At 72.1% G+C, this 25406-nt stretch carries 20 protein-coding genes; 8 read left to right on the top strand and 12 right to left on the bottom strand.

Annotation, left to right across the window (positions count from 1 at the left end):
• Positions 1–98 precede the first annotated feature (98 nt).
• From MWU57_RS00880 to MWU57_RS00865, 4 genes are read right to left on the bottom strand one after another with little or no spacing between them, the layout of a single operon-like run.
• Complete coding sequence (locus tag MWU57_RS00880; protein WP_246906734.1) at positions 99–848, bottom strand: succinate dehydrogenase/fumarate reductase iron-sulfur subunit; 750 nt, start codon at positions 846–848, stop codon at positions 99–101.
• Positions 849–864: 16 nt separating this feature from the next.
• Positions 865–2808, bottom strand: coding sequence for a fumarate reductase/succinate dehydrogenase flavoprotein subunit (locus MWU57_RS00875; RefSeq protein WP_246906733.1), 1944 nt, complete (start codon positions 2806–2808; stop codon positions 865–867).
• A gap of 25 nt (positions 2809–2833) precedes the next feature.
• The gene (locus MWU57_RS00870; RefSeq protein WP_246906732.1) at positions 2834–3643 is read right to left on the bottom strand and encodes a hypothetical protein; all 810 of its coding nucleotides are present in this window, start codon (positions 3641–3643) and stop codon (positions 2834–2836) included.
• A complete protein-coding gene (locus tag MWU57_RS00865) occupies positions 3640–3921 on the bottom strand; it encodes a hypothetical protein (protein WP_106269109.1) in 282 nt (93 codons plus the stop codon). Before MWU57_RS00865 ends, MWU57_RS00870 begins: the two co-directional genes overlap by 4 nt.
• Before the next feature lie 335 nt (positions 3922–4256).
• On the opposite strand from MWU57_RS00865, the gene MWU57_RS00860 reads away from it, so the two are divergent.
• Positions 4257–13502: a DUF5979 domain-containing protein gene (locus MWU57_RS00860; RefSeq protein WP_246906731.1), complete on the top strand. Its 9246-nt coding sequence runs from the start codon at positions 4257–4259 to the stop codon at positions 13500–13502.
• Between the two features lie 21 nt (positions 13503–13523).
• On the opposite strand, the gene MWU57_RS00855 is transcribed toward MWU57_RS00860, so the two are convergent.
• The 6 genes from MWU57_RS00855 to MWU57_RS00830 form a co-directional block, all read right to left on the bottom strand.
• Positions 13524–13931 (bottom strand): transferase, encoded by a 408-nt coding sequence (locus MWU57_RS00855; RefSeq protein WP_246906730.1) that lies wholly within the window; start codon positions 13929–13931, stop codon positions 13524–13526.
• 109 nt (positions 13932–14040) lie between these two features.
• Positions 14041–14760 carry an anti-sigma factor gene (locus tag MWU57_RS00850; protein ID WP_246906728.1) on the bottom strand — a complete coding sequence of 240 codons (720 nt, stop codon included), beginning with the start codon at positions 14758–14760 and terminating at the stop codon, positions 14041–14043.
• On the bottom strand, positions 14747–15328 hold the full coding sequence (locus tag MWU57_RS00845; protein WP_243401080.1) for an RNA polymerase sigma factor: 582 nt from the start codon (positions 15326–15328) through the stop codon (positions 14747–14749). Before MWU57_RS00845 ends, MWU57_RS00850 begins: the two co-directional genes overlap by 14 nt.
• 80 nt (positions 15329–15408) lie before the next feature.
• Positions 15409–16137 (bottom strand): class F sortase, encoded by a 729-nt coding sequence (locus MWU57_RS18275; protein WP_246906727.1) that lies wholly within the window; start codon positions 16135–16137, stop codon positions 15409–15411.
• Complete coding sequence (locus tag MWU57_RS00835) at positions 16134–16976, bottom strand: DUF4397 domain-containing protein (protein WP_246906726.1); 843 nt, start codon at positions 16974–16976, stop codon at positions 16134–16136. The genes MWU57_RS18275 and MWU57_RS00835 overlap by 4 nt, the downstream gene beginning before the upstream one ends.
• A 139-nt stretch (positions 16977–17115) precedes the next feature.
• Positions 17116–17316, bottom strand: a complete 201-nt coding sequence (locus MWU57_RS00830; protein WP_246906725.1) for a hypothetical protein — start codon at positions 17314–17316, stop codon at positions 17116–17118.
• A 192-nt stretch (positions 17317–17508) separates the two neighbouring features.
• Here MWU57_RS00830 and MWU57_RS00825 point away from each other — a divergent pair, with 192 nt between their 5' ends.
• The 3 genes from MWU57_RS00825 to MWU57_RS00815 are packed head-to-tail and all read left to right on the top strand — an operon-like array spanning position 17509 to position 19618.
• Complete coding sequence (locus MWU57_RS00825; protein ID WP_246906724.1) at positions 17509–17928, top strand: DUF6325 family protein; 420 nt, start codon at positions 17509–17511, stop codon at positions 17926–17928.
• 3 nt (positions 17929–17931) lie between these two features.
• Positions 17932–18291, top strand: coding sequence for an SHOCT domain-containing protein (locus MWU57_RS00820; RefSeq protein ID WP_106269127.1), 360 nt, complete (start codon positions 17932–17934; stop codon positions 18289–18291).
• 7 nt (positions 18292–18298) lie between these two features.
• Complete coding sequence (locus MWU57_RS00815; RefSeq protein ID WP_246906723.1) at positions 18299–19618, top strand: chloride channel protein; 1320 nt, start codon at positions 18299–18301, stop codon at positions 19616–19618.
• Positions 19619–19645: 27 nt separating this feature from the next.
• Here MWU57_RS00815 and MWU57_RS00810 read toward each other — a convergent pair whose 3' ends face one another.
• On the bottom strand, positions 19646–20182 hold the full coding sequence (locus tag MWU57_RS00810) for a DinB family protein (protein ID WP_246906722.1): 537 nt from the start codon (positions 20180–20182) through the stop codon (positions 19646–19648).
• Positions 20179–20985 (bottom strand): uracil-DNA glycosylase, encoded by an 807-nt coding sequence (locus tag MWU57_RS00805; RefSeq protein WP_246906721.1) that lies wholly within the window; start codon positions 20983–20985, stop codon positions 20179–20181. Before MWU57_RS00805 ends, MWU57_RS00810 begins: the two co-directional genes overlap by 4 nt.
• Positions 20986–21174: 189 nt before the next feature.
• On the opposite strand from MWU57_RS00805, the gene thrS reads away from it, so the two are divergent.
• The 4 genes from thrS to MWU57_RS00785 all read left to right on the top strand — a co-directional run bounded on the left by thrS (position 21175) and on the right by MWU57_RS00785 (position 25403).
• The gene (gene thrS, locus MWU57_RS00800) at positions 21175–23196 is read left to right on the top strand and encodes a threonine--tRNA ligase (protein ID WP_246906845.1); all 2022 of its coding nucleotides are present in this window, start codon (positions 21175–21177) and stop codon (positions 23194–23196) included.
• The gene (locus MWU57_RS00795; RefSeq protein ID WP_246906719.1) at positions 23193–23759 is read left to right on the top strand and encodes an HIT domain-containing protein; all 567 of its coding nucleotides are present in this window, start codon (positions 23193–23195) and stop codon (positions 23757–23759) included. The genes thrS and MWU57_RS00795 overlap by 4 nt, the downstream gene beginning before the upstream one ends.
• 64 nt (positions 23760–23823) lie before the next feature.
• Positions 23824–24450, top strand: coding sequence for a phosphatidylinositol phosphate synthase (pgsA, locus tag MWU57_RS00790; protein WP_246906717.1), 627 nt, complete (start codon positions 23824–23826; stop codon positions 24448–24450).
• Positions 24447–25403, top strand: a complete 957-nt coding sequence (locus MWU57_RS00785) for a phosphatidylinositol mannoside acyltransferase (RefSeq protein WP_374108507.1) — start codon at positions 24447–24449, stop codon at positions 25401–25403. Before pgsA ends, MWU57_RS00785 begins: the two co-directional genes overlap by 4 nt.
• The last annotated feature ends 3 nt before the right edge of the window (positions 25404–25406 follow it).

Genomic DNA, 25406 nt, shown 5'->3' with positions numbered 1-25406 from the left:
CGACGACGTCACCCAGTGCGTCCAGGCGGATCAGTGCGCGTTCTCGCCGGCCAGCGCGCCATCACACCGAAGAGGTCACTGGTCGGGGCGGGCAATCCTCAGCGACGGCGCGAGATCGTCCGCCCCAGCCACACGAGGGGGTCGTACCGGCGGTCCGCGACGCGCTCCTTCATCGGGATCAGGGCGTTGTCGGTGATCTTGATGCCCTCGGGGCACACCTCGGTGCAGCACTTGGTGATGTTGCACCGGCCGAGTCCGTGCTCGTCCTGGGCGGCGTCCACCCGGTCCGCGACGTCGAGCGGGTGCATCTCCAGCTCGGCGACGCGCAGCAGGTACCGGGGCCCGGCGAACGATTCCTTGTTCTCCTCGTGGTCACGGACCACGTGGCACGTGTCCTGGCACAGGAAGCACTCGATGCACTTGCGGAACTCCTGGGAGCGCTCGACGTCGACCTGCTGCATGCGGTACTCGCCGGGCGCCAGCCCGGCCGGTGGGGTGAACGCCGTGACCTCGCGTGCCTTGGCGTAGTTGAACGACACGTCCGTCACGAGGTCGCGGACCACGGGGAAGGTCCGCAGGGGAGTCACCGTCACGACATGGTCCGGTGCGAACACGGACATCCGCGTCATGCAGAGCAGCCGAGGCCGCCCGTCGATCTCCGCGGAGCACGACCCGCACTTGCCCGCCTTGCAGTTCCAGCGCACGGCGAGGTCCGGCGTCTGCGTCGCCTGCAGGCGGTGCAGGATGTCGAGGACGACCTCGCCCTCGTTGACCTCGACCTCGTGGTCGTGGAGCGCGCCGCCGTCGGCGTCGCCGCGCCAGACGCGGAACCGGCCCGTGTACGTCATGCTGTGCTCCTCGCGCTCATGCCGCGCCCCTGTCGCGCCCGGGGTGCGCCGCCAGCTCGTCCGGCGTGTAGTACTTCTCCAGCTCCGCGAGCTCGAAGAGCGCCAGCAGGTCGTCGCGCATCGGCGCGCGCTCGGCGGGTTCGACGACGACGCGGGGGACCACGTGATCGCTCGCTCCGCCGTCGTCGTCGTCGCGGAGGTGGGTCACCAGCACGCGGCGGCGCCACGTGGCGTCGAGGTCGGGGTAGTCGTCGCGGGTGTGGCCGCCACGGCTCTCGGTGCGCAGCAGCGCCGACGTCGCCACGGCCTCGCCGACCAGGAGCATGTTGCGCAAGTCAAGGGCGAGGTGCCAACCCGGGTTGTACTGGCGGTGCCCCTCGACGACGACGTCGCGCACGCGATCGCGCAGCGCGTCGAGCCGGTCGAGCGCCTCCATCATCTCGGCGTGCGTGCGGATGATGCCGACGAGGTCGTTCATCATCTGCTGCAGGTCCGTCTGCAGCGTGTACGGGTTCTCGCTCGTGCCGCCGGACGAGGGCTCGAACGGCGCGACCGCCGTCGCTGCGGCTCGCCGGACGGCCTCCTCGCGCACGACCGGACGGCGCTCGAGGCCCCCGACGTGCTCGGCCGCGCCGAGGCCGGCGCGGCGCCCGAAGACCAGCAGGTCGGACAACGAGTTGCCGCCGAGCCGGTTGGATCCGTGCATCCCGCTGGCGCACTCGCCGGCCGCGAACAGCCCGGGGACGCTGGACCGGCCGGTGTCCGGGTCCACCTCGATGCCGCCCATCACGTAGTGGCAGGTCGGCCCCACCTCCATGGGTTCGGCGGTGATGTCGACGTCGGCCAGCTCCTTGAACTGGTGGTACATCGAGGGCAGCCGGCGCTTGATCTCCTCGGCCGGCATCCGGCTGGCGATGTCGAGGTAGACGCCGCCGTGCGGGGAGCCGCGCCCCTCCTTGACCTCCGTGTTGATCGCGCGGGCGACCTCGTCGCGGGGCAGGAGGTCTGGGGTGCGGCGGTTGTTCTCCTGGTCGTCGTACCAGCGGTCGGCCTCCTCCTCGGTCTCGGCGTACTGCCCGGTGAACACGTCGGGGACGTACCGGAACATGAACCGCTCGCCGTCGGAGTTCTTCAGCACGCCGCCGTCGCCCCGCACCCCCTCGGTCACGAGGATGCCCTTGACGCTGGGCGGCCAGACCATGCCCGTCGGGTGGAACTGGACGAACTCCATGTCGACGAGGCGTGCCCCGGCACGCAGCGCGAGCGCGTGCCCGTCGCCGGTGTACTCCCACGAGTTCGACGTCACCTGGAACGACTTGCCGATCCCGCCGGTGGCGAGGACGACGGCGGGCGCCGCGATCTCGACGAACCGGCCCGACTCCCGCCAGTACCCGAACGCCCCGGCGATCGCCCCGTCGTCGTCGGTCAGGAGCTCGGTGACCGTGCACTCGGCGAAGACGCGCAGACGCGCCTCGTAGTCGCCGGTGGCGGCGCGGTCCTCCTGCTGCAGCGCGACGATGCGCTGCTGGAGGCTGCGGATGAGCTCGAGGCCGGTCCTGTCGCCGACGTGCGCGAGCCGGGGGTAGGTGTGGCCGCCGAAGTTGCGCTGGTGGATCCGTCCGTCCGCCGTGCGGTCGAACAGGGCGCCGTAGGTCTCGAGCTCCCAGACGCGGTCGGGTGCCTCCTTGGCGTGCAGCTCCGCCATCCGCCAGCTGTTGAGGAACTTCCCGCCGCGCATCGTGTCGCGGTAGTGGACCTGCCACGAGTCGTTCGCGTTGACGTTGCCCATCGCGGCGGCGCACCCGCCCTCCGCCATCACGGTGTGCGCCTTGCCGAAGAGGGACTTGCAGACGACGGCGGTACGCATCCCGCGTTCGCGCGCCTCGATCGCGGCGCGCAGGCCGGCGCCGCCGGCACCGATGACGAGGACGTCGTAGTCGTGGCGCTCGGTCTCGGTCAACGAACGTCTCCTCTCCGGGTGCTTCCTACCCGACGATCCGCAGGTCGGTGATCGCCCCGCGCGCCACGAGCATCACGTACAGGTCGGTGGCCACCAGCGTGCCGAGCGTGATCCAGGCGAAGAACATGTGCCGCGTGTTGAGGCGGGACACCCAGGTCCAGAGGCGGTACCGCACGGGGTGCTTCGAGAAGTGCGTCAGCCGGCCACCCATGACGTGCCGGCACGAGTGGCACGAGAGCGTGTAGCCCCACAGGAGCGCCACGTTCACGAGCAGCACCACGTTGCCCACGCCGACGACGAACCCGTCCGTGGGGTGCCGGAACGCGAGGAGCGCGTCGTAGGTGTTGATGAGCGCGATCACGGCCGCGAGGTAGAAGAAGTACCGGTGGGCGTTCTGCATGATGAGCGGGAAGCGGGTCTCGCCCGTGTACTGCGCGTGGGGTTCGGGGACCGCGCACGCGGCGGGGGAGAGCCAGAACGACCGGTAGTACGCCTTGCGGTAGTAGTAGCAGGTCAGGCGGAACAGCAGCAGGAACGGCAGGCTCAGCGCGGCGTAGGGGATGAGCGGGTGGTCCGGCAGGAACATCCCGAAGTGCGCCGCCCCGGGCTCCGCGGCGCAACCCAGCGACACGCAGGGCGAGTAGAACGGCGTCAGGTATCGCTCGTCGGCGAAGAAGTACTGCTGCTGGAACGCCCGCACGCCGCCGTACACGACGAAGGCGAGCAGACCGACGGTGGTGGCCGCCGGGGGAAGCCACCACCGGTCGGTGCGCAGCGTCCGCGCATCGATCCTGGCGCGCCCGGGCGCGTCGACCCCTCGTGCGGTCGCCGTCACGGCCGGTCGCCGTGGTAGCCGCCGACCCCTTCGTCGTCGGCACCGCTCCACATCGACTCGTCCAGGGGCGTGTCGGGGACGACGACGTGCTCGGCGAGGGAGTCGGCCCGGCTCGGCGGGGCCGAGAGCAGCTCGCCGGCATCGATCTCGAGCCGTTCCAGGTCGTTCCGCAGCCGGCGCACCGCGGGCACGTCGCCGAAGGCGTGGTGCAGCTCCACGACGGTGTGGCGCAGCTGCTCGATCGCACGGCGGAGATCGGCAAGCTCGGTGGACGTCATCGGGCACCTCCTCGGCGCGCCACCTCACGTCGTCGTGAGGTGCGTCACACCAGACTGCCGTGTGCGCGCCGGCCCGGCAAGGGGGCGAGCCGTTCCGTACCGGCGGGCGACGGAGCATGGTGCGCGGACCGCTTTGGGGGCCGCGTCCGGAATGCCCGACCTGGTCGCGCGGATGTCGTGAAACTTTGGGAGTGTCGCTGTGACAGTGCGCACATGGCGGGCCTGCGGCTCGCTCCAGGGTGGAGGCCTTGATGGGTGACGGTCGCAGCACGACGACGCGGACGAGGGCGGGACGGCGACGCACGAGGGGCCGCCGGGGGTGGTCGGTACTGGGCGTGTTCGCGCTGGCGCTGCCCATGGTGGCGGTGCCCGCGATGACCGCGTCGGCGGCGGACTGGGCCATCAGCAAGGTGGAGACCAGTGCCGGCCCGTACCAACCCGGGCAGACGATCACCTGGGTGGTCACGGTCTCGTGCTCGGACCCCAACCAGGACCCGTGCACGCCGACCACCATGACCGACCCGCTGCCGGAGTACGTCGAACTCGTCAGTGCGTCGATCCAGAGTCCTGGCGCAGGGACGGTCAACCCGCAGATCGACGCCGACACCGACACCGACACGGTGACCTACACGGCCGACAGCGTGAACAACGGGGAGCAGTCCCAGATCCTCATCACGGCGACCGTCTCCGACGACATCCCGTACAGCCAGGACGGCGTGCCGATCACCAACACCGCGACGGTGGAGTCGGACAACGCCGACCCCGCGTCGGCGAGCGACGACATCGTCCCCGAGGTCCCGCTGGTGCTCGACTCCGAGACCACCAAGTCGATCGACCCGGAGGGCGCGATCGCGAGTCCCGGCACCCCGGCGACGGTGACCATCGGCGGCACGAACACCTCCAACGACCCGGTGGACTCCCTGGTCATCGTCGAGCCGACGGCGGGCACCGATCCGAACCCGTTCACCTACCTCGGCTTCACGGGCTGGGGAGCCGTCAGCTGGCCCGAGGGCGCGACGTCGGCGGACGTGACGTTCACCTGCGCCGACGGGTCCACCCCGACGGAGACCACCACCACGGCCGACACCCTGCCCGACCCGCCCGCCGGCTGTGAGGTCGAGGGCTTCACCGTCGAGTTCGACGGCGACATCGCGATCGGTGCGACCGCGTCGATCCCGTTCGACGTCGAGCACACCGACGCCGTCACCGAGCTCACCGACCCCCTCACGCTGACGAACACGACGGCGTCGAACGTGGTCCACGGCGACAACGAGTCCACGCCGACGGACGCGAGCGACACGTACGTCATCACGCCGCCGAACAACGCCGTCACACCGACCAAGTCGTTCGACCCGGCCGTGGTCAGCGCCGGGTCCCCGACGACCGTCACCCTCGGCGCGACCAACGACGGCGACCCGACGACGTCGATGACGATCACCGAGCCCTCGCCGGGCACGGACAGCCCGTTCGAGGGCGACGACCCGCTGACCTTCACCGGCTGGGGCACCGACGGTGCCGGGGCCGGCGTGGTGTGGCCGAACGACGCCGACGCCGCGAGCGTCACTTTCACGTGCGCCGACGGGACGACGACTGACCCGATCCCCGCGGAGGCCGAGGACACGCTGCCGGACCCGCCGGCCGGCTGCGTCGTCGTCGGGTTCTCGATCGAGTACACCGGGAACATCGTCACCGGTGCCGAGGCGACCATCCCGTTCACCGCGGACACCGACCCGGACCAGGCCGAGGACAACGTCCTGCACCCGAACGAGATCACGGCCACCATCCCGAACGACTCGGGCACCGCGGACGCGACCCTCGAGACGCTCACCGACCGGCTCGCCACGGAGACGACCAAGTCCATCTCGCCGTCCACGATCCCGGCGCTTCCGGGCCAGACGGTCGTCGTCGGTCTCCCGACCCAGCTCCTGCCCTTCGGCGAGGACGGGTCCACCACGAACGCGGACCAGGTCGTCATCCAAGACCCGACGGACACCGGCGCCCCGGGGGAATTCTGGGGCAACTTCACCGCGTCGTCGGTGCGGTCCACCGACGTGCCTGCCGGGACCGAGCTGACGATCAACTACTGGAACGGGTCCGAGTGGGTCGAGGCGCCCGACTGCGGCAGCCCGGTCGAGGGTGCCGCGACGGTGAACTGCGACCTGCCGGACGGCGCCCAGGGCGTGCAGTTCGTCTACGACGACACGACGGGCGAGGGCATCCCGCCCGGCGAGAGCTTCGCCCCGAACTTCGTCGCCACGTACGACGGTCCGGAGGACCGCGAGGACCCGATCGCCAACTGCGGTGCGTCGAGCGCGTCGAGCGACGCCGTCGCCCCGACCGACCCGGCCGAGGGCTGCGACACCGTGGACCCGTTCCCCGTGCCGGTGGGCCCGGGTGACCTCGACTTCATCGACAAGACCTTCCTCGCCCCGGAGGGGCAGAGCGGGGAGCCGTACACGCTGCGCGCCCGCACGCAGGACGAGATCACCGCGCAGATCACCTGGTCGACCAACGGGTTCGAGGGTGTGGACCCGATGGTGATCAGCGACATCGCGGACCCCGTGGCGGCGGACGACCCTGCCATCGCCGGCTCGTTCTACGACGCCTTCAACCTGGTCGCGATCGCCGCCGACGACCCGCTGCTCCAGTACGACCAGGTCGAGAGCGTCGAGCTGTTCATCAACGGCGCCTGGGTGGAGGCCTCGGGCGACCCGTGCCCGGAGGCGTGCGACGGGACCTTCCCGGGCTACACGCTGACGGCCGGCGAGCAGGAGAGCGCGACGTCGGCTCGCCTGACGTACACCGAGTCGCCGGGACGGGCGGCGTTCCCCACCGACCCGACGGTGCCGGCCGCAGGATCCGGTGTGGCCCGGTCGACGCAGGCTGACGGGCGCCACGTCGACTTCACGTTCCAGCTCCGCGACGACCGCCGCAGCGGCGGACCGGCGCTGGGCGAGCAGCAGGGCGAGATCTACAACAACCCCGACGACCCGGGCCTCGTCACCGACACCGCCCGAGGGACCGCGACGTTCCAGGGGACGGACCGCACGGACACCGACGCCGACGACGTGCTGATCCTCGACCAGCCCATCAACGTCGGGATCACCAAGGACTGGACCGGCGGCCCGCTGTCGGTCCCGCCGGAGGGCACCCCGTACGAGGACTTCCCGACGACGGTCGCCACCATCACCGGCTCGAACAACTCCGTGGCCCGGGTGGACCAGCTGCGCCTCGCCGAGCCGTCGTACGCCAACGACGACCTCGTCGTCGAACCCGAGACGGAGGCGGGGACCAATCCTTTCGACGCGTTCATGCTGACGGACATCATCGAGGTCGCGCCCCCGGACGGGACCGAGACCACCACGGTCACGTTGACCACCGAGGACGGCACCACCACGGACTACGACGAGGCCGGCGCCGAGGCACTCACCGCAGCAGACCTCGCCGACGTCGTCGGCGTGGAGGTCACGTTCGACGGACGGATCGCGTCGACCGAGTCCGGCAACAACGAGGGCGTCCTGGAGATGCAGCTCAAGCTCCTGGAGTTCGACCGGTACACCGGCGAGCGGATCACCGTGGATCACGACCCCAACCCGGTGCCGAACAGCGCCGGCGCCGAGGTCTCCGACCCGGGCGGCACGACCGCCCAGACGCCGCAGGCGTGGGACACCGCGGAGATGGAGCTGCGGGACGCCGAGATCACGATGGAGGAGACGAAGTCGTTCAGCCCGGCCACGATCGTCGAGCCCGGCACGGACGCCGAGGAGAACCCGACGTCGATCCTGACGATCACCGGCCAGCCGACCGGGCCTTCGCGCGCGGTCGAGATGACGCTCACCGACGTGGACGGCAGCTTCTGGAACCAGTACGACCTGATCGGGTTCGACGGTTCGGCCCTCACCGCGCCGATCGACCAGGTCCAGGTGGACGCCTACACGGGCGGCACCTACGACGAGGCGAGCGACACCTTTACCGGTGGCACGTGGACCGACGGCGAACCGGCCGGCGCGTTCGCGCTCCCCGCGGGCGTGGACGCGGCCGACGTCGTCGGCCTGAGGTTCACGTTCACCCGCGCCGACGGCGCAATCTGGGAGAACCCCGCCAACCCGACGCAGGCGGTGAACCTCGAGGTGCAGGTGCGGGACACACTGCGCTCCGACCCGACCACCCCGGTGCCGAGCGACCTGGAGCAGAACGCCGCAGCCCCTGGTGAGGACGCGCCGGGCATCGCCACCAACGACGTGACCGCCACGGTCACGGGCGCGGACCTGGTCTTCAACCCGGACGACCCGGAGACCCCGATCCCGGTGTCCAGCGACGCAGAGGCTTCCGGGATGCTCATCTACGAGCACACCGAGAACGGCGTGCAGATCGTCAAGGACTTCGACACCGACATCACCGGGGGGACCAAGCCCCCGGGCGCTCCGTTCCCGATGAACATCACCGTGACGAACGTCGGGAACCGGCCGATCTACGACCCGGTGATCATCGACGATCCGATGCCCACCGACCCGGACGGGCCGCAACTGCGGCTCGCCGACGTCGACGAACCCTTCTCCTACGCGCTCACCGAGCCCGGCACGCCGCCGGTCGGGCAGCCGAACGGTCCGCAGATGCCTACCGACCCGACCGACGTGACGGTGGATCAGGACGGCAACATCGCAGGCCTGACCTTCACCTTCCCCGAGGGCACCGTGCTCGAGGTGGGGCAGACGTACACCATCACCGTCCAGGTGATCTTCCGGACGACTCTGGCCGCGAACACGGTGGTCAACAACACGGCGGGCGTTACCGGCGACCGTCCCTGGGACGTCTGCCAGGCCCAGTCCGGGGACGACGGCAGCGTCATCGACGGACGGCTCGACCGGGACACGGGGGCGTGCGAGGCGGATGCGGACGTGACGCCGATCCCGTCCGGTGTGCTTTCCGAGTCGAAGTTCGTCAAGGCGACGAACGACGAGTACCCGCTCGGCATCATGGTCGATCCTGACCAGCCGGGCAGCGTCACCCCGGAGGACTGCTCCCCGAACGCAGCCGGTTTCTATGCGTACCCATGCACCCCGATCATCCCGCCCGGGGCGAGCGAGACGTGGCGGATCCGGGTCGACAACGTCGGCAACCTTCCGATGGACAAGGTCGTGGTCTACGACCGACTGCCGGTTCCCGGCGACACGGCCTCCGACCCGACCAGCGACTCGCCTCGAGGGTCGCAGTGGAGGCCGATCGCGGACCCGAACAATCCACCGGATCTGGTCAACGCCCCGGCGGGCAGCACCACGACGTTCTACTACACGACGGTCCAGGACTACTGCCCGGACGATCTGGTCGACCCGGTCAACGAGCCGACCTGCCCGGACGACCCGGAGACGGGGTGGGCCGAGCTCACTCCCGACACGACGGACGAGACGTACCAGCAGATCACCGCGATCAAGGCCGTGATCGAGATGGGGGACGGCAACCTGTTCCAGCCGGGCAGCTTCATCGCCCTCGAGGGCACGACCACCACGCCGGCCGAGGTGCCGGAGGCGGGCGACCGGTCGATCGCCTTCAACTCGGCGGCGGCGTCCGGCGTCGTCGTCACCCAGGGCGGCGACGAGATCAACTCGCTGCGTACCGAGGGTGTCAAGGTCGGCGTCGCGACGGCGTCGGGCCCGCTCCAGGTGAACAAGATCGTCACCGGTGAGGGCGCGGAGTACGCCCCCGACTCCTTCGAGCTCACGGTGCAGTGCACGTCGGCGGTGGGATCGTGGCTGGAGACCGAGCTCGACCCGATCGCTCTCACAGTGACGCCGGGAGTTCCCGTCACGGTGCCGAACCTGCCGTACGGGGCCGAGTGCACCATCAGCGAGGACGGGTCGAATGGTGAGACGGAGCTCATCGTGGGCACGGTGACGATCGGCGAGGAGCCGGACGTCACGTCCCTGACTGCGGTCAACCTCTACAGCCTGTCGAGCATCGAGATCTCCAAGGAGGTCGTCACCGACGCGGTCGACCAGGACGGTACACCCGTGCCGTTCGGTCCGTTCGAGGCGACGGTCGAGTGCACCTTCCTCGGTGAGGCGGTGTACGCCGACGGCTACGGCCCCGACGACCCCATGGTGGTCACCATCGAGGACGGCGAAACCGTGACGTTCACGGGCCTCCCGGTGAACTCCGAGTGCACCGTCACCGAGACCGGGACGGGCAACGCGTCGTCGGTGACCGTCACCGTCGGCCACCCGACGATCGACCCCGTCGTCACCGACGGCCCCACGGCCGACCTGACGCTCCTGCCCGACGTCCTGGGCGAGGGCACCAACGAGGTCACGCTGACCAACACCTACGACGTCGGCGCGATCGACCTGCTCAAGGTCGTCGACGGCAGCGGCGCGGAGGGCTTCGGGGGCGGACCGTTCGAGTTCACCGTGCTGTGCACCTACGACGACGACGGGGACGGGGGAGCCGACCCGCGCACCGTCTACGACGACTCGATCACCCTGGGCGGGGACGACCCGCTCGAGGCCACGATCGAGAACCTGCCGGCCGGCGCCGTCTGCGAGATCACCGAGACCGACGACGGTGGCGCGACGTCGTCCGACCTCACGCCGAACCCGGTCACCGTGGTGGCGGGGGAGACCACCGAGGTGACCGCGACCAACACGTTCGACCTCGGCACGGTGCAGGTCGACAAGGCCCTCGCCGGTCTCGGGGCGCTCTACGGGCCCGGACCGTTCGAGGTCGAGATCGCCTGCACGTTCGAGGGCGACCCGGTCGAGGTGCCGGGCGGCGCGACGCGGGTGCTCGTCCCCGGTGACCCGGTGCTGTACGAAGGCCTGCCGGTCGGCTCGGAGTGCACCGTGACGGAGACGGACGACTTCGGCGCCTCGTCGACGACCATGACCGTCGACGGCGGGACGCCGGTGGACGGCAGCGCCGTCGACGTCGTCGTCCCGCCCGCCGAGGGCGGCGAGCCCACCGCCGTGGAGGTCGTCGTCACGAACACCTTCGACACCGCGCCGCTCGCGGTCACGAAGGTCGTCGACGGCGAGGGCGCGGAGTTCGCACCGCCGATGCCGGATATCCCGGACGCTCCCACCCCTCCCGCTGACCCGACACCGGAGGAGCTCGCGGAGTATCTCGTCGAGCTGGAGGCCTACCTCGCGACGGTGCCGTTCGACGAGTTCCCGTACGAGGCCTCCCTCGCGTGCACGTTCGAGGGGCAGGACGTGCCGATCCCCGGTGGGGACGCGCGGCGCTTCGGTCCCGGGTTCCCGGCGCTGTACTTCGGCCTGCCCACCGGCGCCGAGTGCACGATCACCGAGACCGACACCGGCGGCGCCACCTCGGTGGCGTTCGACCCGGAGACGGTCGTGATCACCGACACCCAGGATCCGCTGACGCCGATCCCCGCCACCGTGACGAACACCTACGACGTCGGTCAGATCGCCGTCGACAAGGTGGTCGACGGCGACGGTGCCGAGCTCTACGGCACCGGGCCGTTCGAGGTCGCGACGACCTGCACGTTCCTCGGGGAGGAGATCGAGGTGCCGGGCGGCGCCGACCGGACGATCACCCCGGGCACGCCGGTCGTCTACGAGGGTCTGCCCGTCGGTGCGGTCTGCACGGTCACCGAGACCGACGACGGCAGCGCCACCGACGTGACGATCTCCTCCGCCGTCGAGGGCGGCGAGGCGGGACAGGCGATCGTCCCGGCGGCCGGCGACACCACGGTCGGGATCACGGTCACGAACACCTTCGACCTCGGTGAGGTCGTGGTCGACAAGGTGACCGACGGCGACGGTGCCGAGGCCTGGGGTGCCGGACCGTTCGAGGTCGAGCTGGCGTGCACGTTCAACGGTGCCGAGATCGAGATCCCGGGCGGCGCCACGCGGTCGCTCACGCCCGGATCGTCGGTCACGTTCGCCGACCTGCCGGTGGGTGCCGAGTGCTCGGTCACGGAGACCGACGACGGCGGTGCCACCGAGACGTCGATCGCGCCGGAGTCCGTGACGGTCGGCGGCCTCGCCGACGACCCGGTCGGCGTCACGGTGACCAACACGTTCGACCTGGGGTCGGTCCAGGTCGACAAGGAGCTCGCCGGGATCGGCGCGCTCTACGGGCCCGGACCCTTCGAGGTCTCGCTGGCCTGCACGTTCAACGGGGCGTCGATCGACATCCCGGGCGGGGCGGCACGCGAGCTGCAGCCGGGCGCGCCGGTCGTCTACGACGGGCTGCCCGTCGGCGCCGAGTGCGTCGTCACGGAGACCGAGGACTTCGGCGCCACCGAGGTGGAGATCTCCACGACGGTGGACGATGGCGAGCCCGGCGAGCTCGTGGTGACCGGCGGCGATGAGCCGGTCGGCATCACGGTGACGAACACCTTCTTGGTGAGCCCGGTGCTGGTCGAGAAGGTCGTCGACGGCGACGCGGCGCAGTTCGCCCCGCCGATGCCGGACCTGCCGGAGCTGCCCACCACGCTCGAGGAGCTCGCGGACTTCGACTTCGCGGCGATCCCGTTCGACGAGATGCCCTACCAGGTCACGGCCGAGTGCTCCTTCGAGGGGGCACCGGTGCCGATCCCGGGCGGCCCCTCACGGATGTTCGGCCCGGGGTTCCCGGCGGTGTACTTCGGCCTGCCCGACGGCACCGAGTGCACCTTCACGGAGAGCATGACGGCGGGCGCGACGTCGGTGGCGATCGATCCCGAGACGGTGACGGTCGACGAGACGTCGTTGCTGGTGGAACCGACCGTCGCCACGGTCACGAATACCTACGACGCCGGTGAGCTCGTGGTGACCAAGGTCACCGACGGCGCGGGCGCCGGGCTGTGGGGCGACGGTCCGTTCGAGGCGACCGCGACCTGCACGTTCCTCGGTGACGAGATCGAGATCCCGGACGGGCCGACACGCGCTCTCACGCCGGAGGAGCCGGCCGTGTTCGCGGGCCTGCCCCTCGGTGCGGAGTGCGACGTGACCGAGTCGGTGACGGGCGGTGCCACGTCCTCGACGGTGACGGCCGCGGACGGCGCCGACGGCCCCGTCGTGGTCGACGCTGACGGGTCCGCCGCCTTCGAGGTCCGCAACACCTTCGACGTCGGGCAGGTGGTGGTCGACAAGACGCTGGCCGGCGACGGAGCCGACGAGCACGTCGAGGACGTGCTCACGGTGACGCTGGCCTGCACCCGCGACGTGGACGGCGAGCAGGTCGCGATCGACGTCCCGGGGGGAGCGAACCGTGAGCTGAGCGCCGCCGGGGACTGGACGGCCGTCTACGCGGACCTGCCGCAGGGGGCCACCTGCACCCTCGCGGAGACCGAGGCGGGCGACGCGCGGTCGGTGACGATCGAGGCGCCCGACGGGTCGACGACCACGGACCCGGCGGGTGGGGTGCCGACGTCTGAGGCGTTCGAGGTCCCCGTGGCCGGCACGTCGAGCGTGGGCGTGGACGTCGTCAACACGTACGACGCGGCCCCGGTGCCGCCGACGCCGGGGCCGGGCTTCCTGCCCCGGACCGGCGCCGACGTCGCCGGCGCGTCGCTGCTGGCCCTGCTGCTGCTGGGAGCGGGCTACGCACTGGTCCGGTGGCGCCGCCGCTCGGAGTGAGCGGGGGTGGTCCCGGCGCGGTCAGGCGGCCTGGGCGTAGCGGTGCCGGACGATCTCCCCGTCCGGCACCGAGGCCTCGGCCTCGACGGTCGCCGACGGCTCGACGCGCGCGCCGCGGCCGAGGTGGACGTGGTCGGCGACCCGCGCACCGGCCCCGACGAACGAGCCGGGACCGAGGTGCACGCTGCTGCCGATCCGCGCACCCTGCCCGACGACCGCGTCGTGGTCGACCCACGTCACCTCGCCGAGGCGGACACCGGCGTCGACCCGTGCGCCGCTCTCGACGTACGTCCCCCGGCCGACGACGACGTCCGGTGCGACGGACGCCTGCGGCGAGACGTACCCGCCGTCACCGCGCCGCACGTAGCGGACGATCTGACCGGCGTCGTTCTCGAACTCGATGCGCTTGGGCATCCTGATGCGTGGCATGAGGCCCCCTCGGATGGGTGCCCGGGAACCGCGAGGGTCCGCGCCGGGCACGGACTTTGTGCTTTTCTTCTCAACGTCGTGGGACGGCCTGAGATTCCGCGGGTCCTGCTCAGGCTTCCGTGAGCCCACCTCGGACGATGGAGTCGCCGGAGTGGGTGGGATCGCCGTCGAACGGCTCCTCGGAGACGTCGACGAGGGAGTAGGTGGCGAGGTCCAGACCGGCCGGCACCGGGAAGGTCCCGGACGTGCCCTCGAGCACGCCGAGGCTGACCATCCCGCTCAGGTCGTCGGCGATCAGCCAGACCTCGCGGTAGCCGTCGCCGGCCTCGGCGCCGCCCACGTCCACGACGATCTCGAGCTCGCCACCGGTGCTCTCGGTGACGACCGCACGACCTGCGGACGTCGGCCAGTCCGGCAGCGGCTCCAGCTCCGCCTCGGCGACCGCGACGGGCGCGATCTCCGTGGGCGGCTCAGGCACCTGCGACCTCTCCCAGAGCACGCCGACCCCGGCCCCGGCCACGAGCGCGACGCTGGCTGCGACGGCACCCCAGAGCACCGACGGACGACGACGGCGGGAGGCGAGGTCGACGACGGGTGCCGGCTCGGGCTCTGCCCGGCCGACCTCCGCGCGCACCCTCTCCCAGACCTCGGGCGGGGGTGCCACCAGGCCCCTGTCGTCCGCCCGGGCCACCTCGACGACCTGTGCGAGCGAGGCCTCCTCGGCACGGCAGACAGCGCACGCGGCGAGGTGGCTGTGCTCGTCGTCGGACGCGGCGCCGTGCTCGCCGAGCGCGAGCAGAGCGAGAACCTCCGGGTCAACGTGTTGCACCTTCCACCTCCCATCGTGTCCGCAGCCTGGTCAGGCTGCGCCGGATGTGACTCTTGACCGTACCGAGGGGTAGCGAGAGCTCCTCGGCGATCTGCGTGTGCGTCAGGTCCCGGTAGAAGGCCAGCCGCAGGATCGTCGCGGCCGGGTCGCCGAGCCTGGCGAGCTCGTCGGCGACGACCGCACGGTCCACGACCGCGGGACCCACCGGATCCTCCTCTCCCTCATGGTTCGGAGCGAACGCCTCGGCGGCTTGCTGCTGCTTGCGGATCCGCTCGCGGGACGCATGGACGTCGGCGACCTTGTGCCGCGTGATGCCGAGCAGCCACGTGGACAGCTTGGCCCGCGTCTCGTCGTAGCTGTCGCGAGAGCGCCAGGCCGCCACGAACACCTGCTGCGTGACGTCCTCCGCGTCCGACGGCTCACCGAGCGATCGCAGGGCGACGGTGTGGACGAGCGGCGACCATCGCCGGTAGGCGGCGGCGAGACCGGCCTCTGTGCCTGCCGCGAAAGCGGCGGCCACGTCCTCGTCAGTGGTCGGGGGTGCAGGACCCTCGGCCCCAGTCGTCACAGATCCTCCGTGGTCGTGCGTGGGCCACCGGTCGGCGATGCCCGATGCGGACAACCTAGCCTGTGGGGCGCCCGGCGTCATCACGCCGCAGCGGTGACCACCAGATTGTCCTCGTAGTGCCCGGCCTCGGCGTCCCACCGCCCGCCACAGGTGACGAGGGCGAGCCGGCGCTCACCGGCACGGTCGAAGATCGACTCCAGCGGCACCACCTCCTTCGAGAAGCGTTCGATCGTGCTCACGGTGTACTCGTGGCGCTCGCCGGCCTCGTCGGTCACCACGACGACGTCACCGACCTCCACGGACGTCAGTCCGGCGAAGGCGCCGACGCCGTCGATCGTGTCGACGTGCGAGGCGAGCACCACGGTCCCGGCGTCGTCCGCCGGCGCGGGACCGAACCGGTACCACCCCGCCACGTCCCCCGAACGGGGCAGCTCCATGGAACCGTCGGGGTCCACGCCGACCGGTCGGACCGGGACGTCCAGCAGGCCCCGGACCTGGAGCCGGTCCGGCACGGGGGCCGGGGCGCCCGCGTCTGGCCCTGCGTCGACGACGGGCACGTCCGGGAGTGCCTGTGCCGAGGCCGTGGGTCCCGGGGTCGCCGACGTGTCGCGGTCACGGGCAGGTTCTGCGGAGGGCTGGGCCACCGGCGTCGTCCGGGGGATCTGCGCTCCGACGGTGCTTCCGTCGTCGCCGGCAGCCGTCAGGGCGGCACCGGCGGCGACGGCCGCGGCGGCGACCAGCGCGGCCGCCGCCGTGCGGCGGACCGGGCGCGAGGCCCGGCCCGCCGCACCGCGACGTCCGGTCGTCACCGGCGCTCGCGGCCCACTCGGACCGCGTTCTTCGCGCCGACGGCGATGGCGAGGCCGGCGATCAGCGCCATCAGCGTGCCCGCCACCAGGGGGCTGAACCAGCCGTGGGGCTCGGTGGCGGCAGCACCCGTGACACCCGCGTCCACGCCGGCGGGGCTGGAGTGCATCCCGTCGACCGTCTGGACGGCCAGGTCCAGCGAGTCGTCGTCGAGCGAGCCCCACGCGTAGACGATCGTGTTGGTGCCCTCGGCGACGTCGACGTCGGCCGGCCCGATCACCGGGTCGGTGGTCCCGGCGGCGGCGACCGCGGCGGACACCGTCCCGGCCGGCAGGTCGAGGACCGACTCGTCCGGGTTCTCCAGGCCCTCGATCACCGGCTCGTCGCCGGCGAGGACGTCGACGGCGGGCGCGGCGGCCACGTGACGGACGGTGAGCCGACCCTCGCCCGCGGCGATCTCCGAGGTGTCGTTGGTGAACAGCGTCGCCGTCGGCGAGCCCTCCGCGTCGAGGTGCGCGGCGGCCGTGTAGTTCATGCCGCCCTCGAGCGGGAGGTCGATGGGACCGATGACCGGGTCGGAGTCGTCCTCGGCGTCGGCGGCCGTGATGGCCACCGTGTAGGTGTCCGGCGCGAGCTCCAGCGGCCCGGCAAGGTCACCCGGCTCGAAGTCGTCGAGCGTGAGCTCTCCGTTGACGTAGACGTCCACGGTGGTGTCCGGCACGCCGTGCAGGACGGAGAGCATCGCGTCGCCCTCCGCGGCGGCCGCGGGCAGGGCGAAGGCGGTTCCGGCAGCGACGAGCGCGGTGACGCCGAACGTCGCCGTGAGTCGGGTGGTGCGCATGAGTCCTCCTGGTGTCGCGCCTCGTCCGTGAGGGACGAGGACTGCATGTGTCGGTCACCAGGGATTCGCACCAGGGGGCGCTCGTGGATGCAGCTCCGCGAAGAAACTTTGGCGGGCGTCGTCCGTGTCGCCCGACGCCTCAGGCGGGCGAGCCCTCCGCACGTGCCCGGCGGGGGAGCGATCCCCGCCGTTCGGACCACGAGACCTCGGTGGCATGGGTGCGTGAGAGCGGGTCGCCCCACGGGTCGGCGCCCAGCGCGGAGGCGACATGGATCAGGGGCCGCTGCGTCTCGAACTCGCGGGCCAGGGAATCGAAGATCGGGGTTTCGCTCGTACGCACGCGCCCATTCTGCGAGCGGCCGACGCCGGTGCGCCGCTCGACGCGGCCGCCTTCACAGTCACCTCACACGACCCCCGCGAGGGCGTGCCGCCGGGGTCGTCTCCTGTTGCGGTCCCGACGTCGGGGATCGATGATCGTCGCGGGTGACCAGCACGTTCGCCGCCACCCGACCCGCCGAGCGAGAGGCAGGACATGAAAGTCACCGCACCGGTGGAGCTCCTCCTGGTGGAGTTCCCGCACAGCGAGTTCAAGGGTGAGATCGTCGCCGAGCTCGTCCGGCTCTCCGAGGCCGGCACGATCAACGTCCTGGACATGCTCGCGATCCGCAAGAACGAGGACGGTTCCGTCGAGTGGCTCGAGGCCGCGGACGCCGCGGGCGAGCTCGCGGAGCTCGTCGGGGAGCCGAGCGGGCTGCTCGCCGAGGACGACGTCGAGGCGATCGCGGACGACCTGACGCCCGGCGCGGCGGTCGGCATGCTCGTCTTCGAGCACACCTGGGCCACGGGGCTCACGTCGGCGCTGCGGGAGGCCGGCGGATCCCTGATCGACATGACGACGGTCCCGCCCGCCGCCATCGAACAGCTGGCCGCCGTCATCGCCGAGGAGGACTGACAGATGCCCAGAAGGATCGGACGCCCCGGACTGATCGGGACGATGGCTCGCACCGCCGTCATCACGGGGACGGCTTCTGCCACCAGCCGGGCGATGAACAACCGCGCCAACGCCCGGGCCGACCAGCGAGCCAGCGCACAGGCCTACGACGCCCAGCAGGCCCAGTACGCCCAGCAGCAGCAGATGGAACAGATGCTGGCGCAGCAGCAGGCGCTCGCGGCCCAGCAGGCGCAGCAGATCCCTGCCGCCCCGGCGCCGGGCGGCGACACGCTCTCGCAGCTCCAGCAGCTGGGGGAGATGCGGTCCGCAGGGCTGCTGACCGACGCGGAGTTCGCGGCGGCCAAGGCCAAGATCCTCGGCTGAGCCGGCCGTGTCCGCGCACGCCGGCGAGGAGACGCAGCCGGACCGCACCGAGGGGCCCGAGGACGCCGTCCGCACGCGCGGCTACGTCGGCCTGCTGCTGCTCGCCGCGGCGATCGGCATCCCGGTCTCCCTGGTCGCGTTCGGCTTCCTGGCGCTGCTGCACGCGCTCGAGCACGCGGTCTGGGAGTCGTTGCCCGAAGCCGTCGGTCTCGACACCCCACCGTGGTGGTGGGCGTTGCCCTGGCTGCTCCTGGCGGGGGTGCTCGTCGGGGTGGCGATCCGCTGGCTGCCGGGCCGCGGCGGTCATGTGCCCGTCGACGGGCTGGGGCTCGGCGCGGTGCCGGCATCGCACGTCCCGGGAATCCTGCTGGCCGCCCTCGGCGGGCTGCCGCTCGGGGTGGTCCTCGGTCCGGAGGCCCCGTTGCTCGCCCTCGGGTCCGCCGTGGCGCTGCTCCTGGTCCGCCCGATCGCGCGAGCCGCCGACCCGACGGCCCAGGCGCTCCTGACGGTCGCCGGTGCCTCGGCAGCGCTGGCCGCGATCTTCGGCAGCCCGTTGGTCGCCGCCATCTTCGTCCTGGAGGCGGTGGGGCTGGCGGGTCCGAAGCTGGCCCGGGTGATCCTCCCGTGCCTCCTCGCCTCCGGCGTGGGGGCGCTGGTGTTCACCGGCATGGGGTCGTGGACAGGACTGAGCATCTCCTCGTTGTCCTTGCCCGAGATCGACGGGCCGCAGCGACCGGACCTCGGCGACGTGCTCTGGACGGTCCCGTTGGCCGTGGTCATCGCCGTCGGCGTACGTCAGGTGCACCACGTCGGGCGGTGGGTCGCCCGCGTCGCCGAGCGACGCCCGGCGGGAACGGCTCTCGCGGCGGCGGTCGTCGTCGGGCTCTGCACGGTCGCCTACTCGCTGCTGACCGGGCGGTCGCCCGAGGAGGTCGCGCTCTCCGGGCAGGGGCTGCTCGAACCGCTGGTGGCCGACGCGCACGCGTGGTCGCTGGCCGCCCTGGTCGCGCTGCTGCTCTTCAAGTCGATCGCCTACGGGGTCTCGCTCGGCGCCCTGCGAGGAGGCCTGATCTTCCCGGCGCTGCTGCTCGGTGCGGCCGCCGGTGTGCTGGTGTCCGGCCTGCCCGGCTACGGCGTCGTGCCGGCGGTGGCGGCCGGGATGGCGGCGGCCACGGCGTCGATCCTGCCGTTCCCCGTCTCCTCGGCGGTGCTGGTGATCCTGCTGCTCGGGCCGAACGCCGCGGCCATGGCGCCCGTCGTGCTCATCGCGGTGGTCGTGGCGTTCGTCTTCGAGCAGGTGATCGTCAAGGAGCGCCGGGGCGCGTGACCTGGCCGGTCCGTGCGGCCGGGACCCTCACTCGCCGGTCTCGCCGTCCAGGGCCTCGCGGAGGAGGTCCGCGTGGCCGTTGTGGCGGGCGTACTCCTCGATCATGTGGGTGAGGATCCAGCGCACGGAGAACCGGCCGTCGCCGTGCCGGCTCTCGCGGACGGAGAGCTCGTCGAGCCCGCCCGCGGCGAGGGCGGTCTCGAGCACCTCGTCCGAGGCGGAGACCGCCGCGTCGAGGAGGGCCCGCAGCGCGTCGGGGGAGTCGGCGTGCGCGGAGTGCCAGTCCCAGTCCGGGTCGTCGCTCCAGTCGACGGTATCGAACGGCGGCAGCGCGTCGCGCCCGGCCAGGACGACCTGGAACCAGTTCGACTCGACGTACGCCAGGTGCTTGAGCAGCCCGCCCAGGGTCATCGTGGACGGCGGCAGCGGCGTGCGGAGCTGCGCGGCCGTGAGCCCGGCCGTCTTCCAGCGCAGCGTGTCGCGGTGGTAGTCCAGGAACGTGCGCAGCGTGGTGATCTCGTCGCCGCGCAGCGGCGGTTCGACACGACGGGGTCCGGTGGTCACGGCAGCACCCTAGCCCTCCGACCCGCGACGACGGCCGCCCGTTCGAGCACCTCGTCGAGCATGGCGGGGGTGAGTCGCCCGGTGTAGGTGTTGTGGGGCGAGACGTGGTAGCAGCCCAGCACCGTGAGCGCTGTGAGCGCCGTGGCCGGCGGTGTCGGTGTCGGCGCCGGCCCGGACCCCTCGGATCGGCGCAGCGTGAGCTCCTTGCCGTGGCCGAACCGAGGACGGGGCCTCGGCACCGCCCAGCCCTGCTCGCCGAGGGACGCGAGCAGGGCGTCCCAGCCGAGCGCGCCGAGAGCCACGGCGACCCGCAGCGTCGGCGAGAGCAGCTCGAGCTCGCGGGCCAGGAACGGGGCGCACCGGCGGCGTTCGTCCGGCGTCGGCCGGTTCTGCGGGGGTGCGCACCGTACGGGGGCCACGAGGCGGAGCCCGTCGAGCCGCATGCCGTCGTCGCGCCCGGTCGCCCGGGGCTGGTTCGCGAACCCGGTCCGGTGCAGCGCGGCGAACAGGAAGTCGCCGCTGGGGTCCCCGGTGAACATGCGACCCGTGCGGTTGGCGCCATGGGCTGCGGGCGCCAGCCCGACGACGGCGACCGCAGCAGTGCCGTCGCCGAACCCCGGCACCGGGCGCGCCCAGTAGGTCTGGTCCCGGAACGCGGCGCGCCGCTCGGCCGCGACCTGCTCGCGCCAGGCGACCAGCCGGGGGCACGCACGGCAGTCCACCACGCGACGGTCGAGCGCCTCGAGGGTGTCGGCCGCGTGCGCGGTGGCCGGGTATCCGTCGTCGTCGGGCGCACAGCTCATCCACCCATCCTGCGGTGGCGGGGCTCCCCGCCGCGAGCGCGCGCCGCTGCTGCCGAGGGACGGGCCGAGCGTCCGGGTCGGTACGATCGGGGGGCGTCGCCGTCATGGCGGCGCCCTCGGCGGCGCTGAGCGTCCGCTGAACCACGAACGAACCTGAGGAGCACTGTCGTGTCCGACGCCGCCGCGCCGCTGTCATCGCCCGCACCCGCCGAGGGGACCACCGCGGTGACGGTGACGGAGCCGACGACGGGCACCGAGCTCTTCGCCGACCGCCGCGACGTCGTCGTGATGCGCGTCGACGGTGAGCTGCTCGACCTGTCGCGCGAGCTGGCGCCGGGAGCCGTGGCCGAACCCGTGACGATCGACTCGCCCGACGGCCTCGCCGTGCTGCGCCACAGCGCCGCGCACGTGCTGGCCCAGGCCGTGCAGCAGGTGAACCCCGACGCGAAGCTGGGCATCGGCCCCCCGATCACCGACGGCTTCTACTACGACTTCGACGTCGTCGAGCCGTTCACGCCCGACGACCTGAAGAAGCTCGACAAGGCGATGGCGCGCATCATCAAGGAGGGCCAGACGTTCCGGCGGCGGGTCGTCACCGAGGACGAGGCCCGTGCGGAGCTCGCCGCCGAGCCGTACAAGCTCGAGCTCATCGGGCTCAAGGGCAGCGCGGCGAGCGCCGGCGGCGACGACGCAGGCGTCTCGGTGGAGGTCGGCGCCGGCGAGCTGACGATCTACGACAACGTCCGTGGCGCCGGGCGTGAGAGCGAGACGGTCGTCTGGTCGGACCTGTGCCGGGGCCCGCACCTGCCGTCCACGAAGCTCATCGGCAACGGCGTGCAGCTCATGCGCTCCGCGGCGGCCTACTGGCGCGGCAGCGAGAAGAACCCGCAGCTGCAGCGCGTCTACGGCACCGCGTGGCCCAGCAAGGACGAGCTCAAGGCGCACCTCGAGCGGCTCGCCGAGGCCGAGCGTCGCGACCACCGGCGCCTCGGCAGCGAGCTGGACCTGTTCAGCTTCCCCGACGAGATCGGGTCCGGGCTGGCGGTGTTCCACCCCAAGGGCGCGATGGTCCGCATGGAGATGGAAGAGTACTCGCGCAAGCGGCACATCGAGTCCGGGTACTCGTTCGTCAACAGCCCGCACATCACCAAGTCGAAGCTGTTCGAGACCTCCGGGCACCTCGACTGGTACGCCGACGGCATGTACCCGCCGATGCACCTCGACGCGGAGCTCGACGACGACGGCACCGTGCGCAAGCCGGGCCAGGACTACTACCTCAAGCCCATGAACTGCCCGATGCACAACCTGATCTTCGACGCGCGGGGCCGCTCGTACCGCGAGCTGCCGCTGCGGCTGTTCGAGTTCGGGACGGTGTACCGGTACGAGAAGTCCGGCGTCGTGCACGGCCTCACCCGGGCCCGCGGCTTCACCCAGGACGACGCGCACATCTACTGCACCCGCGAGCAGATGCGTGACGAGCTCACCTCCCTGCTGACGTTCGTGCTCGACCTGCTGCGCGACTACGGCCTGGACGACTTCTACCTCGAGCTGTCGACCCGTGACCCCGAGAAGTCGGTCGGCGACGACGACAGCTGGGACGAGGCCACCCGGACGCTCGAGGAGGTCGCCACGGCCTCGGGGCTCGAGCTCGTGCCGGACCCGGGCGGTGCCGCGTTCTACGGCCCCAAGATCTCCGTCCAGGCGCGGGACGCGATCGGTCGGACCTGGCAGATGTCGACCATCCAGCTCGACTTCAACCTGCCGGAGAAGTTCGACCTGCAGTACACGGCCGCGGACGGCACCCGCCAGCGTCCGGTCATGATCCACCGGGCGTTGTTCGGGTCCATCGAGCGGTTCTTCGCGGTGCTGCTCGAGCACTACGCGGGCGCGTTCCCGGCATGGCTCGCTCCGGTCCAGGTGCTCGGCGTGCCCGTCGCCGACGCCTTCGACGACTACCTGGGAGACGTCGTCGCGCAGCTCCGCGCGCAGGGCGTGCGCGCCGAGCTGGACACCTCCGACGACCGGTTCGGCAAGAAGATCCGCAACGCGGCCAAGGAGAAGGTGCCGTTCGTGCTCATCGCGGGTGGCGAGGACGCCGAGGCGGGCGCCGTCTCGTTCCGGTTCCGCGACGGCACGCAGGAGAACGGCGTGCCCGTGGCCGACGCCGTCGAGCGGATCGTGGCGGCGGTCCGCGACCGCGAGCAGGTGTGAGCGTGAGCGACGGCGGCGGACCTCGGCTCGAGCCGGCGGACCGGTTCGGCCCGCCGGAGGACGACATCGCGCGCCTCTGGACGCCGCACCGGATGGTCTACATCGGCGGGCAGGACAAGCCCGCCGACAGCACCCCGGACGCGTGTCCGTTCTGCCGCATCCCCGCGGGCGACGACGAGCAGGGTCTCGTCGTCGCCCGCGGTGCGGACTGCTTCGCGCTGCTCAACCTGTACCCGTACAACGGTGGCCACCTGATGGTGCTGCCCTACCGGCACGTCTCGGACTACACCGACCTGACGGCGGCCGAGACGCACGAGCTCGCGGCGATGACGCAGACCGCGATGCGCGTCCTGCGCGCGGTGTACGCCCCGGCCGGGTTCAACCTGGGCATGAACCAGGGCGAGGTCGCGGGCGCCGGCATCGCCGCACACCTGCACCAGCACGTGGTCCCGCGTTGGCTCGGCGACGCGAACTTCCTGCCCGTCGTCGGGCGGACGAAGGCGTTGCCCGAGCTGCTCGCGGACACCCGTGCGCGGCTCGCCGCGGCGTGGCCCGCCCGCTGACAGCGCCGGGCGCTAGCCTGGCGTCGCCGGTCTGCCGGCACGCACGACGAGACGAGGAGCTTCCATGTTCGGCCGCCTGCGGGCCACGATGCAGCGCTTGTTCACCCCTCTGGCGAACCTGCTGATCCGCCGCGGGGTCTCACCGGACGCGGTGACGATCGCGGGCACCGTGATCGTCACGGTCCTGGCGCTGACGCTGCTGCCCACGGGGCACCTGACCCTCGGTGCGCTCCTGATCGGGCTCTTCGTCCTGACCGACTCGCTCGACGGCGTCATGGCCCGCGCCAGCGGACGCAGCGGCCCCTGGGGGGCCTTCCTCGACTCGACCCTCGACCGCGTCTCCGACGGCGCGGTGTTCGCAGGCATCACGCTGTGGTTCGCGCTGCACCCCGAGGAGCCCTGGGCCGGTGCGGGGACGGTGGCAGCCCTCGCCTGCCTGGTCCTGGGATCCGTCGTGCCCTACGCCCGTGCCCGGGCCGAGTCGGTCGGCGCGACGGCGGCCGTGGGCATCGCCGAGCGCTCCGACCGGCTCGTCGTGGCGCTGGTGCCCACCGCGTTCGTGCAGGTGGGCCTGCCGGTGGCCGTCCTGGTGGTCGTCCTCGGGCTCCTCGCGCTCGCCAGCCTCGTGACGGTCGCCCAACGGGTCCTGACGGTTCGGAGCCAGCTGCTGCACACCACCGAGGGGGCGTGATGGTCGACCTCGCCGCCGCCTACACGTTCGCCTGGCGCCACGCCCCGCGGGTGCCGGAGCCGCTGCTGCGGGCCGTGTTCGGTCTGGCCGCCGACGTCACGTGGCTGCGCCACGGCGAGGGGGTGCGCCGGATGGAGGCGAACTACGCCCGCGTCCGGCCCGACCTGGACCGCCGGGCCGTGCGGCGGCTGTCGCGCGAGGGCATGCGCCGGTACCTGCGTTACTTCCGCGAGGCCTTCACCCTCCAGGGCGCCACCCGCGCCCAGCTCGACGCCCGGGTCCGGGTGGAGGGGTACGAGCACCTGGAGCCGGTGACCGGCCAGGGCGGGGCGGTCGCCCTGGCGTTGGCGCACCTGGGCAACTGGGACCTCGCCGGCGCGTGGGCGTCGGCGAACGTCGCACCCGTGCTCACCGTGGCCGAACGGCTGCGCCCCGAGGCGCTCTTCGAGGAGTTCGTGGCCTTCCGCCGGTCCATCGGCATCGACGTGCTGGCGCTCGGCGACGACGGCGTCTTCCGCGACCTCGTGCGCGGCGCCCAGGACGGTCCCCGCCTCGTGCCCCTGCTCGCCGACCGCGACCTGACCGCCAACGGGCTCGAGGTCGACCTGTGCGGGCACCGGGCCCGCGTGGCCGCCGGCCCCGCCGCGCTCGCCGTGTCCGCCCGCGTCCCGCTGGTCCCCGTCGGGATCCGCCACGAACGGCTGCACGGCGAGCGCCGTCGTCGTGCCGGGACCCCGTGGGGGATCGTCATCCGCTTCCACGCGCCCGTCGAGCCGCCCGACGGCGGGAACCGGCGCGAGCAGGTCCAGCAGCTCACGCAGGGCTGGGTCGACGTGCTCGGCGCGTTCATCACGGAGCACACGGCGGACTGGCACATGCTGCAGAAGGTGTTCGTCGACGACCTCGACCCGCAGCGGTACGCCCGCACGCGGGCCGCCGCGGGGGAGGCATGATGC

The organism is Isoptericola sp. S6320L (assembly GCF_023015685.1).
GTDB lineage: Bacteria > Actinomycetota > Actinomycetes > Actinomycetales > Cellulomonadaceae > Isoptericola > Isoptericola halotolerans_A.
This window is presented reverse-complemented; position numbering and strand designations above follow the sequence as displayed.

Excerpts from the sequence above, each read along its gene's own strand:
- MWU57_RS00835 (WP_246906726.1), bottom strand. The coding sequence starts at position 16,976 with ATGCGCACCACCCGACTCACGGCGACGTTCGGCGTCACCGCGCTCGTC.
- pgsA (WP_246906717.1), top strand. The coding sequence starts at position 23,824 with ATGTTCGGCCGCCTGCGGGCCACGATGCAGCGCTTGTTCACCCCTCTG.
- MWU57_RS00825 (WP_246906724.1), top strand. The coding sequence starts at position 17,509 with ATGAAAGTCACCGCACCGGTGGAGCTCCTCCTGGTGGAGTTCCCGCAC.
- MWU57_RS00820 (WP_106269127.1), top strand. The coding sequence starts at position 17,932 with ATGCCCAGAAGGATCGGACGCCCCGGACTGATCGGGACGATGGCTCGC.
- MWU57_RS00855 (WP_246906730.1), bottom strand. The coding sequence starts at position 13,931 with ATGCCACGCATCAGGATGCCCAAGCGCATCGAGTTCGAGAACGACGCC.
- MWU57_RS00865 (WP_106269109.1), bottom strand. The coding sequence starts at position 3,921 with ATGACGTCCACCGAGCTTGCCGATCTCCGCCGTGCGATCGAGCAGCTG.
- MWU57_RS00805 (WP_246906721.1), bottom strand. The coding sequence starts at position 20,985 with ATGAGCTGTGCGCCCGACGACGACGGATACCCGGCCACCGCGCACGCG.
- MWU57_RS00880 (WP_246906734.1), bottom strand. The coding sequence starts at position 848 with ATGACGTACACGGGCCGGTTCCGCGTCTGGCGCGGCGACGCCGACGGC.